Origin of the sequence: Enterobacter sp. 22466, from assembly GCF_052044775.1 — a bacterium.
GTDB lineage: Bacteria > Pseudomonadota > Gammaproteobacteria > Enterobacterales > Enterobacteriaceae > Enterobacter > Enterobacter dissolvens.
Window position 1 is genome coordinate 165,138 of sequence record NZ_JBQENX010000006.1, and the last position, 13,416, is coordinate 178,553.

The following is a 13,416-nucleotide window of genomic DNA, read 5'->3' on the forward strand; positions in this document are numbered from 1 at the left end:
ACCCAAGGGTGTACACAAAATAAAGTCTATTAACTAAAAAAACTCTTTTATCAGGCATTCAAGCGCATCACTCAACAAACAGATCCAGAATATCGAGTAATGCCTTTCGGGTGACGTCGGTTGACGCCACCCATTACTATTTCTAATCCATTTTTGTATCCCCTTTCTTCCCTTACCGCCATTGATCAACCTTGTCCAACATGAGTTGATAAATATTTATATGGCAAACCGGATCACCTTAGAAAATCTCAATCGTGATCGTGCGCACAAAACGTTAACCTTCCCGGCTTCACACCGGAGGTTATATGCTGCTTCATATTCTTTATCTCATTGGCATCACTGCAGAAGCCATGACTGGCGCGCTTGCAGCCGGTCGTCGCCGAATGGATACCTTCGGCGTGATCATTATTGCCACAGCGACCGCGCTGGGCGGCGGTTCCGTGCGCGATATTCTGCTTGGCCACTACCCGCTCGGCTGGGTTAAACACCCTGAGTATGTGATTATCGTAGCTACGGCTGCCGTATTAACCACCATCGTGGCACCCGTTATGCCCCATCTGCGCCGCCTGTTCCTGGTGCTTGATGCGCTGGGCCTGATCGTCTTTTCAATCATCGGCGCACAAATCGCGCTCGATATGGGAGAAGGACCGGTTATCGCCACCATTGCTGCCGTGGTGACCGGGGTATTTGGGGGCGTCCTGCGGGATATGTTCTGCAAACGCATTCCCCTGGTCTTTCAAAAGGAGCTGTATGCCGGCATCTCCTTCGCGGCAGCGGTGCTCTATGTCGCCCTGCAGCATTATGTTTCGAACCATGATGTGGTGGTCATCTCCACGCTGCTGTTTGGCTTTACGGCCCGCATGCTGGCGTTGCGACTGAAGCTCGGATTGCCGGTGTTTCACTACAAACACAGCGCTCACTAATTTCAGAATCCCTTGATGTGCTGTTCAGCAAGCCACTTTGCCAGCACATCAACCTCCGGCGCATGCAGCCAGTTAACGATTTGCCGCGCTTTCTCTTCTCCCGTTCCCGGCAAGGTCTGCCAGTCCAGAGCACTACGCTGGCGCATGGTCTGCCATGATAGCTCGCCGGCGGCTTTCAGGGTCGCCTGAGCCATCGGAACACCCATCGCCATGATCCAACGAATAAAAGGCCGCTCGCGCACCAGATTAAACTGATGCCAGAGTGCCAGTCCTCGTCCAGCCGAAAACCCCGGCGTGGTTTGCAGCTGCGACTGGGTTAACAACAGCCATGAGAAAATATGTTCAAAGCGATGCGCCTGCCAGAGCGTTCGCCAGCCTGACTCGCCTAAACCGGCAATATCCAGCCCCTGCTTCGAACTGAGCCACGTCAACCGGGCAAAGAACTGCTCCATACATTCCGGTGAAGCGTAAAAACAGCTGAGAAAATGGTACTGCGGGACTGGAGGTTCTGGTTTTTGCCGGTCAGTCCCTCGCCAGACGACTTTGTCGAATCGGGGGATCCCCTGCCCGGCCAGGCTTAACTGGATCTGATCGCCCGGCGCGATATCCAGCCTTTGCCAGCGGCCAACGGATCCCAGGCTAACCCGCTGCACCTGTTTATCATCCAGCCGTACTGGCTCCAGCGCCGCCACAACGGCAATTTTCCCCGTTCGGCCCACACTGAACTGAATATCCCGCACTTCAACAACCTGCGCGACAGGAAGATATTTCCATGCCACTACCCAACTGCCATCTCCAGGCAGCCAGTTTTCACCCGCCAGTTCATCCGCCGAGCGAACCACAATGCCGTCCGTGGCAAAGGGTAATGCTGCGGTGTGCCACGCTGAGCGCTGCTTTTCGACGGCCTCAATATGCTCTACGGGCAAGGTATAGCGCGCCGTCAGGGTAAAACCCGCGTCAGAGAGTTCCGCCAGTGCGGTTTTCATCTCTTTTGGCCCGTCTGGCCAGGCCCAGATGAATACCCCAACCTCTCTCAAAAACGCGTTATCCTGCTGGCGCATCATCGCACCTGAGACTTTTGCGCGTGCATTCATTCCGCCCATCAGCTGCTGAATGTGGTTTTCACGCTGCCAAAAAAGCTCCCCCTGTAACACGCTGTTCGCCAACGCGCCGGAAAGGTGTTGTGGTACCGACGGTATTGAACGCACCTGCGATGTCCAGTCTTCACCTTTTAACCCATCGCCACGGCTAATGGCCTGAGCCAACGTTCCACCCCGATACACCAGCGTTACCGCAACGCCGTCAACTTTGGGCTGCATCCAGAGATTACGCCGGGTATGCATCCACTGGCGAAGCTCCTCTTTACTGGCTACTTTATGAACCCCCGTATGGGCGACAGGGTGTTTGATAGTTCCAGTAAGGGCGGGGATCGCTGCGTCTGATGATTCATGTCCAAAACAGTGCTGCCACTGCTTTAACCGCCCGTTGAGCTGGTCATATACCTCATCGTTCACTTCGCTGATACCCTGCTGCCAGTAGGCGTCATCCCAGCGTTTGATTTGCGCGCTTAGCGTCGCAATCTCTGTTTCCGCTTTTGCCTGAGACCACACCGGACACACCGCCGTACCATAACCGCTCCACAACAGCATGAATCCGCTTATCCATCGCCACATTGCTACCCCTCCTTTGCGTTGCAGGAGGTATAACCCGACGTCTAAAACAACGCTAACAGCAACATTGCGCTTTGCGAGGCGCCATCCAGGGTTTGTTTATGTTGCTGCAAAACACAGATAAAACCTGAAAACGACACGCAAAATGTAATAATCCAGGGGAAAAAGTGTGACAAAGGCTACGTCACACAGCGGCGACGTGTATAATAAGCCCGTATGTAGGACTTCTTCGTTAACACATACAAAAGACTCTCATGGCTCAAGGCACGCTTTATATTGTTTCTGCCCCTAGTGGCGCGGGTAAATCCAGCCTTATTCAGGCACTGTTAAAAACCCAACCGTTGTACGACACACAGGTTTCAGTTTCACACACCACGCGTAAACCGCGTCCTGGTGAAGTGCACGGCGAACACTATTTCTTTGTCGATCACGACGAATTTAAAGCGATGATCGGCAGAGATGCGTTTCTTGAACACGCAGAAGTTTTCGGTAACTACTACGGCACCTCGCGTGAAACCATTGAGCAGGTTCTGGCAACCGGCGTGAATGTGTTCCTGGATATCGACTGGCAGGGCGCACAGCAAATTCGCAAGAAAATGCCTGATTCGCGCAGTATCTTTATTTTACCGCCGTCGAAAGATGAGCTGGATCGCCGCCTGCGTGGCCGCGGTCAGGACAGCGAAGAGGTCATTGCAAAGCGTATGGAGCAGGCAGTTGCAGAAATGAGCCATTACGCCGAATATGATTACCTTATTGTGAATGATGATTTTGATGCCGCACTGAGCGATCTCAAAACCATCCTTCGCGCAGAACGTCTGCGTATGAGCCGCCAGAAGCAGCGACATGACGCATTAATCACCAAACTGTTGGCAGACTGAACCCACTTTCAGTATTATGCCCAGTCATTTCTTCACCTGTGGAGCATTTTAAGTATGGCACGCGTAACTGTTCAGGACGCTGTAGAGAAAATTGGTAACCGTTTTGACCTGGTGCTGGTCGCCGCGCGTCGCGCTCGTCAGATGCAGGTAGGCGGTAAAGATCCGCTGGTACCGGAAGAAAACGATAAAACCACCGTAATTGCACTTCGCGAAATCGAAGAAGGTCTGATCAACAACCAGATCCTCGACGTACGTGAGCGCCAGGAGCAGCAAGAGCAGGAAGCCGCAGAACTGCAGGCCGTTACCGCCATTGCTGAAGGTCGTCGTTAATTAAACCTGCGGGTCGCCCTTGTATCTGTTTGAAAGCCTGAATCAACTGATTCAAACCTACCTGCCTGAAGACCAGATTAAGCGTCTTCAGCAGGCTTATCTCGTTGCACGTGACGCTCACGAGGGCCAGACACGTTCAAGCGGTGAACCCTATATCACGCACCCGGTAGCGGTGGCCTGTATTCTGGCCGAGATGAAACTCGACTATGAAACGCTGATGGCTGCTCTGCTGCACGACGTGATCGAAGATACCCCTGCCACTTACCAGGATATGGAACAGCTGTTTGGCAAAAGCGTTGCCGAACTGGTGGAAGGGGTGTCCAAGCTTGATAAGCTGAATTTCCGCGACAAGAAAGAGGCGCAAGCCGAAAACTTTCGCAAGATGATTATGGCAATGGTGCAGGATATCCGCGTCATTCTCATCAAACTCGCTGACCGTACCCACAACATGCGCACGCTGGGCTCACTCCGCCCGGACAAACGTCGCCGCATTGCCCGTGAAACCCTCGAAATCTACAGTCCGCTGGCGCACCGTTTAGGTATCCATCACATTAAAACCGAGCTGGAAGAGCTGGGTTTTGAAGCGTTGTACCCGAACCGCTATCGCGTCATTAAAGAGGTGGTGAAAGCCGCCCGCGGTAACCGTAAAGAGATGATTCAAAAGATCCTCTCGGAAATTGAAGGGCGTTTACAGGAAGCAGGCATTCCCTGCCGCGTAAGCGGTCGCGAAAAACACCTGTACTCCATCTACTGCAAAATGGTGCTCAAAGAGCAGCGTTTTCACTCAATCATGGATATCTACGCGTTTCGCGTGATCGTCCACGACGCCGACACCTGCTATCGCGTGTTGGGGCAGATGCACAGCCTCTATAAGCCGCGTCCAGGACGCATGAAAGATTACATCGCCATTCCAAAAGCGAACGGCTATCAATCTTTGCATACCTCGATGATCGGCCCGCACGGCGTCCCTGTTGAAGTGCAGATCCGCACCGAAGACATGGACCAGATGGCGGAGATGGGTGTCGCCGCACACTGGGCCTATAAAGAACACGGTGGTGAAAGCAGCACCACGGCACAAATCCGCGCCCAGCGCTGGATGCAGAGCCTGCTGGAGCTGCAGCAGAGTGCGGGTAGCTCGTTTGAATTTATCGAGAGCGTAAAATCCGATCTCTTCCCGGATGAGATTTACGTTTTCACGCCTGAAGGGCGTATTGTCGAACTGCCTGCGGGCGCGACCCCGGTCGACTTCGCGTATGCCGTGCATACCGATATCGGCCACGCCTGCGTAGGCGCGCGCGTAGACAGACAACCTTATCCGCTGTCTCAACCGCTCGCCAGCGGTCAGACAGTCGAAATCATCACCGCTCCGGGCGCACGTCCAAACGCGGCCTGGCTGAACTTTGTTGTGAGCTCCAAAGCCCGCGCCAAAATCCGCCAGCTGCTGAAGAACCTCAAGCGTGATGACTCCGTCAGCCTTGGGCGTCGTCTGCTCAACCACGCGTTGGGTGGCAGCCGTAAGCTGGCAGAAATCCCACCAGAACATATCCAGCGTGAACTCGACCGGATGAAGCTCACCTCTCTGGACGATCTGCTGGCGGAAATTGGGCTGGGTAACGCCATGAGCGTCGTGGTAGCCAAAAACCTGCAGCAGGGCGAAGCAATACCTTCCGCACCTGGCGCATCCGGCCACGCGCATCTGCCGATCAAAGGCGCGGACGGGGTGCTTATCACCTTTGCGAAGTGTTGCCGTCCAATTCCTGGCGATCCGATTATTGCGCACGTCAGCCCGGGTAAAGGGCTGGTTATCCACCATGAATCCTGTCGTAACATCCGCGGCTATCAAAAAGAGGCGGAGAAGTTTATGGCGGTCGAGTGGGATAAAGAGACGGCGCAGGAATTTATCACCGAAATTAAGGTGGATATGTTCAACCACCAGGGTGCCCTGGCGAACCTGACGGCAGCGATCAACACCGCCTCTTCCAACATTCAGAGCCTGAACACGGAAGAAAAAGATGGCCGCGTGTACAGCGCCTTTATTCGTCTGACCGCCCGCGACCGCGTGCATCTGGCAAATATTATGCGCAAGATCCGCGTCATGCCGGACGTCATTAAAGTCACCCGAAACCGAAACTAGTTTTATGAATGCACAACGTTATGCACGTATCTGCGAAATGCTCGCCAGGCGTCAGCCTGATCTGACGGTCTGCATGGAGCAGGTCCATAAACCTCATAACGTTTCTGCCATTGTCCGTACCGCAGATGCCGTCGGCGTGCATGAAGTGCACGCCGTCTGGCCCGGTGCCCGCATGCGCACCATGGCGTCGACAGCCGCAGGCAGTAACAGCTGGGTGTCCGTCAAAACCCATCAGACCATCGGCGAAGCCGTATCGCACCTGAAAGGTCGCGGTATGCAAGTTCTTGCCACCAACCTGTCTGCCAAAGCGGTTGATTTTCGCGAGATCGACTACACCCGCCCGACCTGCATTTTGATGGGTCAGGAGAAAACCGGGATCACGCAGGAAGCGCTGGATCTGGCGGATCAGGACATCATCATCCCCATGATCGGCATGGTGCAGTCCCTGAATGTCTCTGTGGCCTCCGCGCTCATTCTGTATGAAGCGCAGCGCCAGCGTCAGAACGCCGGGATGTACGAGCGCAGCAACAGCATGCTGCCGGAAGACGAACAACAGCGCCTGCTGTTTGAAGGCGGTTATCCGGTGCTGGCTCGTGTTGCGAAGCAGAAAAAATTGCCTTACCCCCACGTCAACGCGCAGGGCGAAATCGAAGCCGATGCCGGGTGGTGGGCCACCATGCAGTACGCAGGGTAACCGATGAAAGGCCGCCTGCTGGATGCCATCCCGCTCAATAGCCTGACGGGCGTGGGCGCGGCGCAAAGCAGTAAACTGAGCAAAATTGGCCTGCACACCGTGCAGGATCTCCTGCTGCACCTCCCCCTGCGTTATGAAGACCGCACGCAACTTTATAAGATTGGCGATCTGCTGCCCGCGATTTACGCCACCGTTGAGGGCGAGGTGCTGAACTGCAACATCACCTTTGGCGGCCGCCGGATGATGACCTGTCAAATCAGCGACGGTACCGGCATTCTCACCATGCGCTTTTTCAACTTCAACGCGGCGATGAAAAACAGCCTTGCGACAGGCCGCCGGGTGCTGGCATATGGCGAAGCCAAACGCGGGAAATATGGCGCAGAGATGATCCACCCGGAGTACCGCGTACAGGGTGATCTCAGCACGCCGGAGCTGCAGGAGACGCTCACTCCGGTCTACCCGACAACGGAAGGTATCAAGCAGGCGACGCTGCGTAAGCTCACCGATCAGGCCCTGGAGTTACTCGATACCTGCGCCATCACCGAGCTGCTGCCATCTGAGCTGGCGCAGGGGATGATGAGCCTGCCGGAAGCGCTGCGTACGCTGCATCGCCCGCCGCCCACGCTGCAGCTCAGCGATTTAGAAAGCGGCAAACACCCCGCCCAACGGCGTCTTATCCTTGAGGAGTTACTGGCGCATAACCTGAGCATGCTGGCGCTGCGCGCCGGTGCGCAGCGTTTTCATGCCCAGCCCTTAAGCCCGCGTGATGAACTCAAGGATAAGCTGCTGGCCTCCCTGCCGTTTAAACCTACCGGTGCCCAGGCGCGCGTCACCGCCGAGATCGAGCGCGATATGGCGCTTGATGTCCCCATGATGCGCCTGGTGCAGGGCGATGTAGGTTCCGGTAAAACGCTGGTTGCCGCCCTGGCAGCCCTGCGCGCCATTGCCCACGGTAAGCAGGTGGCGCTGATGGCGCCGACAGAACTGCTGGCGGAGCAGCACGCGAATAACTTCCGCGCCTGGTTCGCCCCGCTGGGCATTGAGGTGGGCTGGCTTGCCGGAAAACAAAAGGGCAAAGCGCGTCTTGCGCAACAGGACGCCATCGCTCGCGGTGAGGTGCAGATGATTGTCGGCACCCACGCCATCTTCCAGGAGCAGGTGCAGTTTAACGGCCTCGCGCTGGTGATCATCGACGAACAGCACCGCTTCGGCGTGCATCAGCGTCTGGCGCTGTGGGAAAAAGGGCTGCAGCAGGGCTTCCATCCGCACCAGTTGATCATGACCGCCACGCCTATTCCGCGAACCCTGGCGATGACCGCCTACGCCGATCTGGACACCTCCACCATTGACGAGCTGCCGCCGGGCCGTACGCCGGTCACGACGGTGGCCATCCCGGACACCCGTCGCAGCGACATCATCGACCGCGTGCGTAACGCCTGCACCCATGAAGGGCGTCAGGCGTACTGGGTCTGCACGCTGATTGAGGAATCTGACCTGCTTGAAGCGCAGGCCGCAGAAGCTACGTGGGAAGAGCTAAAACTGGCGCTGCCGGAACTGAAGGTGGGCCTGGTACACGGGCGCATGAAGCCCGCAGAAAAACAGGCCGTCATGCAATCCTTCAAACAGGGTGAGCTGCATTTGCTGGTCGCCACAACGGTGATTGAAGTGGGCGTGGATGTGCCAAACTCCAGCCTGATGATCATCGAAAACCCGGAGCGGCTGGGGCTTGCGCAGTTACATCAGCTGCGTGGCCGCGTGGGCCGTGGTGCGGTGGCCTCCCACTGCGTCCTGCTTTACAAAGCCCCTCTCTCAAAAACCGCGCAGATGCGGTTGCAGGTGTTGCGCGACAGCAACGACGGATTCGTCATTGCGCAAAAAGATCTGGAGATCCGTGGCCCGGGCGAGCTCCTGGGCACACGTCAGACGGGGAACGCTGAATTCAAGGTGGCGGATTTGCTACGCGATCAGGCGATGATCCCCGAAGTTCAGCGCCTTGCACGCCATATTCATGAACGCTACCCCGAACAGGCGGCAGCGTTAATTGAGCGCTGGATGCCGGAAACTGAGCGCTACTCCAACGCCTGATCTCAGGCAAACATCGGCAGCATCAGGTACAGCTTGATCACCAGCGCGTTGACGATATCAATAAAGAACGCCCCCACCATCGGTACCACCAGAAACGCCATATGCGAAGGCCCGAAACGTTCGGTGATCGCCTGCATATTGGCGATTGCCGTTGGCGTGGCGCCCAGTCCAAATCCACAGTGCCCCGCTGCCAGCACCGCGGCATCGTAGTTTTTGCCCATCATGCGCCAGGTGACGAACATGGCATAGAGCGCCATAAACAGCGCCTGTACCGCCAGAATCGCCACCATCGGCAGCGCCAGCGACGCCAGCTCCCACAGTTTGAGGCTCATCAGGGCCATCGCCAGAAACAGCGACAGGCAGACGTTACCCAGCACCGAAACAGCGCGTTCAAACACGCGATAGAAGCCCATCAGGGCCAGACCGTTACTGAGGATCACCCCGATAAACAGCACGCAAACAAAAGTCGGCAGCTCAAAGGCCGTGCCCGCCAGCCATTGCGCAACCGCTTTACCCAGCGTCAGACAGATGGCGATCATGGCAATCGTTTCAATCATCACCAGGGAGGTGATGGTGCGCCCCACGTCCGGCTTTTCAAATGCGGTGGGCACCAGTTCATCATCCGGTCTGCCGTCCGGCGTGGTGGAGTGCTTCACCAGATAGCGCGCCACCGGCCCGCCAATCAACCCGCCCAGCACCAGACCAAAGGTGGCGCAGGCCATCGCCACTTCCGTTGCGTTTTCAAAGCCATAGCGTTCGATGAACAGCTTACTCCATGCCGCCCCGGTACCATGCCCGCCAGACAGGGTGATGGATCCGGCCAGCAGGCCCATTAGCGGATCCAGCCCCAGCAGCGTCGCCATACCGATGCCAATGGCGTTTTGCATCAGCAACAGTCCGACGACCACAATCAGGAACACGCCGAGTACTTTGCCCCCTGACCGCAGGCTTGCCAGGTTGGCATTCAGGCCGATGGTGGCGAAGAAGGCCAGCATGAGCGGATCTTTCAGGGACATATCAAAATCGATTTCCCAGCCCATGCTTTTTTTCAGCACCAGCAGGGCCAGCGCCACCAGCAACCCACCGGCAACAGGTTCAGGAATGGTGTACTTTTTCAGAAAGGAAACGCTGTGTACCAGCTTGCGACCAAGCAGTAAAACCAGCGTTGCGGCAACAAGGGTCGACAACGTATCGAGATGAATCATAGGAGGCTCCTTATATGCGCGTGTTCCATACACACGCGGCGTAATCCTGGCCGGTTTGCGCTCGTCATGAGCCACCGGCGCAAAAAGTGTAATTTTTTTTCGCTGTGGGTTGTAGAAAACCTGCTCACAGCGGCAGATTTTCTCCTCTTTTTTTGCTGGCAATCGTTTGCTTTTACCAGATGGTCAGATAAAATGCCCGCTTTTCCACCGTGGGATTACCGTCGATGTCCGTTAACAGCATAGAGTCTCCTGATGCGCAACCGATTGCGCAGAAGCAAAATAGCGAACTGATTTACCGTCTTGAAGACCGCCCACCGCTTCCGCAGACGCTCTTCGCTGCCTGCCAGCATCTTCTGGCCATGTTTGTTGCGGTGATCACCCCGGCGCTGTTGATCTGTCAGGCGCTTGGTTTACCGGCTCAGGATACGCAGCACATCATCAGCATGTCCCTCTTCGCCTCTGGCGTGGCCTCGATTATTCAAATTAAAGCGTGGGGTCCGGTGGGCTCGGGTTTGCTGTCGATTCAGGGCACCAGTTTCAACTTTGTGGCACCGCTGATCATGGGCGGTACGGCACTGAAAACCGGCGGAGCGGATGTCCCGACCATGATGGCGGCGTTGTTCGGCACGCTGATGCTGGCCAGCTGCACGGAGATGGTGATCTCCCGCGTTCTGCACCTGGCTCGCCGCGTCATTACCCCGCTGGTCTCGGGCGTGGTGGTGATGATTATCGGTCTGTCGCTGATCCAGGTGGGGCTGACCTCCATCGGCGGGGGTTATGCCGCGATGAGCGACCACACCTTTGGCGCACCGAAAAACCTGCTGCTGGCTGGTGTGGTACTGGCCATCATTATCCTGCTCAACCGTCAGCGTAACCCGTACCTGCGCGTGGCCTCGCTGGTGATCGCCATGGCGGCCGGTTACCTGCTGGCGTGGGCGCTGGGCATGCTGCCGGAAAACACCGCGCCAACCAACAGCGCGCTGATCACCGTTCCAACGCCACTGTACTACGGCCTGGGCATTGACTGGGATCTGCTGCTGCCGCTGATGCTGGTCTTTATGATCACCTCCCTGGAGACCATCGGCGATATCACCGCCACCTCCGACGTCTCTGAGCAGCCAGTGTCCGGCCCGCTGTACATGAAGCGCCTGAAAGGCGGCGTACTGGCGAACGGCCTGAACTCGTTTGTCTCCGCCGTATTCAATACCTTCCCGAACTCCTGCTTCGGGCAGAACAACGGCGTGATCCAGCTGACCGGCGTGGCCAGCCGCTACGTTGGGTTTGTGGTGGCACTGATGCTGATCGTCCTTGGCCTGTTCCCGGCGGTGAGTGGCTTTGTGCAGCACATCCCTGAGCCGGTACTGGGCGGTGCAACGCTGGTGATGTTCGGTACCATTGCGGCCTCGGGCGTGCGCATCGTCTCCCGCGAGCCGCTGAACCGCCGCGCGATCATGATTATTGCCCTGTCGCTGGCCGTGGGTCTGGGTGTTTCTCAGCAGCCGCTGATCCTGCAGTTTGCGCCGGACTGGGTGAAAAACCTGCTCTCTTCCGGCATCGCCGCTGGCGGCATCACCGCTATCGTACTGAACCTCGTTTTCCCGCCTGAGAAAAACTGATCGTCCTCACGGCAGGCTGTCAATGCCTGCCGTGACATCTCTTTACACCATTCCCGCCTTGAGGATTGCGCATAAATCGTGCATAACTCCTTTATGTGCGTTTCGCGGGATGGAAGACCATGAAATTTATTGGAAAGCTGCTCGTCTATCTTCTGGTAGCCCTGCTCCTTGTGCTGCTGGCACTTTATATTCTGCTCCAGACCCGCTGGGGTGCGTCACAGGTCAGCAGTTGGGTCACGGTGAACACCGATTACGAACTCAGTTTCGATCTGATGGACCACCGCTTTTCATCGCCTTCCCACATCCTTCTGGAAAACGTCACCTTTGGCCGTGACGGCCAGCCCGCCACCCTGGTGGCCAAAAAAGTCGATATTGGTCTTGGCAGCCGACAGCTCACCGATCCGCTGCATATGGACACCATCACCCTGGTCGATGGTACGCTGAATCTCTCTCCGCAGACCGCCCCGCTGCCCTTCCAGGCAGACCGTCTGCAGCTGAACAACATGGCCTTTAACAGCCCCAACACGGAGTGGGATTTAAGCGCGCAAAAAGTGACGGGCGGTGTCAGCCCGTGGCAGCCAGAAGCGGGTAACGTGCTGGGTAAAAACGCGCAGATCCAGATGAGTGCGGGTTCGCTCACCCTGAACGGCGTACCGGCCACCAACGTGCTGATCCAGGGCCAGCTCAACGGCAAGGAGGTGGTGCTGAACACCATCGGCGCCGATATGGCGCGCGGCTCACTCACCGGCTCCGCCCTGCGCAACGCTGATGGAAGCTGGATCATCGACACCATGCGCCTGAATGAGATCCGCCTGCAGAGCGATAAATCGCTGCTGGATTTCTTTGCGCCGCTCAACACGATCCCCTCTTTGCAGATTGGCCGTCTTGAGGTCACCGACGCGCGCCTGCAGGGGCCAGACTGGGCCGTCACCGACCTGGATCTCAGCCTGCGCAACCTGACGCTGAGTAAAGGAGACTGGCAGAGCCAGGAGGGGCGTTTATCGATGAACGCCAGCGAATTCATTTACGGTTCACTGCATCTGTTCGACCCGATCCTGAATGCGGAATTCTCTTCGCAGGGTGTGGCGCTGCGTCAGTTCACCTCCCGCTGGGAAGGGGGCATGGTGCGCACCTCCGGCAACTGGCTGCGCGACGGTAAAGCGCTGGTACTGGACGATGTCGCCGTCGCCGGGCTGGAGTACACCCTGCCGCAGAACTGGAAAACGTTGTGGATGGATCCGCTGCCAGAATGGCTGAACAGCGTGACGCTGAAGAAATTCGGCCTGAGCCGCAACCTGGTGATCGACATCGATCCGACTTTCCCGTGGCAGATCACCTCTCTCGATGGCTACGGGGCTAACCTGCAGCTGGCCCAGGACCACAAATGGGGCGTGTGGGGCGGCAGCGCCACGCTGAACGGCGCGGCGGCCACCTTCAACCGCGTGGACGTGCGACGTCCGTCGCTGGCGCTGAACGCCAACGCCGCCACGGTCAATATTACCGACCTGAGCGCCTTTACCGAAAAAGGCATTCTGGAAGCCACCGCGACGGTTTCACAGCTTGCGCAACGACAGACCACGGTGAGTCTGAACGGGCGCGGCGTACCGCTCAACATCCTGCAGCAGTGGGGCTGGCCTGCGCTGCCGGTGAGCGGCGACGGTAATATTCAGCTGACTGCCAGCGGCAGCGTGCAGGCGACTACCCCGCTGAAGCCGACGGTAAATGGCAAGCTGAACGCGGTAAATATGGATAAACAGCAGGTTCAGCAAACCATGACGGGTGGTGTAGTTTCACAATGAATAAGCCAGGTAGCGGCTACGCGGTTTTGGTTCCCTCTCCCTGTGGGAGAGGGTCAGGGTGAGGGCATCAGACCGCACAATA

General features: G+C 57.1%; 10 protein-coding genes. 8 read left to right on the plus strand and 2 right to left on the minus strand.

All coding sequences use genetic code 11. The features are described from left to right. Positions 1 to 305 precede the first annotated feature (305 nt). On the plus strand, positions 306 to 923 hold the full coding sequence (locus ACTJJI_RS16680; protein WP_063411343.1) for a trimeric intracellular cation channel family protein: 618 nt from the start codon (positions 306 to 308) through the stop codon (positions 921 to 923). A 2-nt stretch (positions 924 to 925) separates the two neighbouring features. Here ACTJJI_RS16680 and ligB read toward each other — a convergent pair whose 3' ends face one another. Further along, positions 926 to 2,596, minus strand: a complete 1,671-nt coding sequence (gene ligB, locus ACTJJI_RS16685) for an NAD-dependent DNA ligase LigB (RefSeq protein ID WP_440654893.1) — start codon at positions 2,594 to 2,596, stop codon at positions 926 to 928. A 251-nt stretch (positions 2,597 to 2,847) separates the two neighbouring features. Between ligB and gmk the strand changes: the two genes are divergently transcribed. From gmk to recG, 5 genes are read left to right on the plus strand one after another with little or no spacing between them, the layout of a single operon-like run. Further along, complete coding sequence (gene gmk, locus ACTJJI_RS16690; RefSeq protein ID WP_013094883.1) at positions 2,848 to 3,471, plus strand: guanylate kinase; 624 nt, start codon at positions 2,848 to 2,850, stop codon at positions 3,469 to 3,471. 54 nt (positions 3,472 to 3,525) lie between these two features. Next, positions 3,526 to 3,801 (plus strand): DNA-directed RNA polymerase subunit omega, encoded by a 276-nt coding sequence (rpoZ, locus tag ACTJJI_RS16695; protein WP_000135058.1) that lies wholly within the window; start codon positions 3,526 to 3,528, stop codon positions 3,799 to 3,801. 19 nt (positions 3,802 to 3,820) lie between these two features. Continuing rightward, complete coding sequence (spoT, locus tag ACTJJI_RS16700) at positions 3,821 to 5,935, plus strand: bifunctional GTP diphosphokinase/guanosine-3',5'-bis pyrophosphate 3'-pyrophosphohydrolase (RefSeq protein WP_013094882.1); 2,115 nt, start codon at positions 3,821 to 3,823, stop codon at positions 5,933 to 5,935. Between the two features lie 4 nt (positions 5,936 to 5,939). Next, the gene (gene trmH / locus ACTJJI_RS16705) at positions 5,940 to 6,629 is read left to right on the plus strand and encodes a tRNA (guanosine(18)-2'-O)-methyltransferase TrmH (protein WP_047360571.1); all 690 of its coding nucleotides are present in this window, start codon (positions 5,940 to 5,942) and stop codon (positions 6,627 to 6,629) included. Between the two features lie 3 nt (positions 6,630 to 6,632). Then, positions 6,633 to 8,714 (plus strand): ATP-dependent DNA helicase RecG, encoded by a 2,082-nt coding sequence (gene recG, locus ACTJJI_RS16710; RefSeq protein ID WP_440654896.1) that lies wholly within the window; start codon positions 6,633 to 6,635, stop codon positions 8,712 to 8,714. 2 nt (positions 8,715 to 8,716) lie between these two features. Here recG and gltS read toward each other — a convergent pair whose 3' ends face one another. Continuing rightward, positions 8,717 to 9,919 (minus strand): sodium/glutamate symporter, encoded by a 1,203-nt coding sequence (gene gltS, locus ACTJJI_RS16715; protein WP_014830140.1) that lies wholly within the window; start codon positions 9,917 to 9,919, stop codon positions 8,717 to 8,719. A gap of 224 nt (positions 9,920 to 10,143) precedes the next feature. On the opposite strand from gltS, the gene xanP reads away from it, so the two are divergent. Both xanP and ACTJJI_RS16725 read left to right on the plus strand, forming a co-directional pair. Then, entirely contained in the window at positions 10,144 to 11,535 is a 1,392-nt protein-coding gene (gene xanP, locus ACTJJI_RS16720) for a xanthine/proton symporter XanP (RefSeq protein ID WP_440654899.1), read from the plus strand. A 119-nt stretch (positions 11,536 to 11,654) separates the two neighbouring features. Then, entirely contained in the window at positions 11,655 to 13,334 is a 1,680-nt protein-coding gene (locus ACTJJI_RS16725; RefSeq protein ID WP_196372962.1) for an AsmA family protein, read from the plus strand. The last annotated feature ends 82 nt before the right edge of the window (positions 13,335 to 13,416 follow it).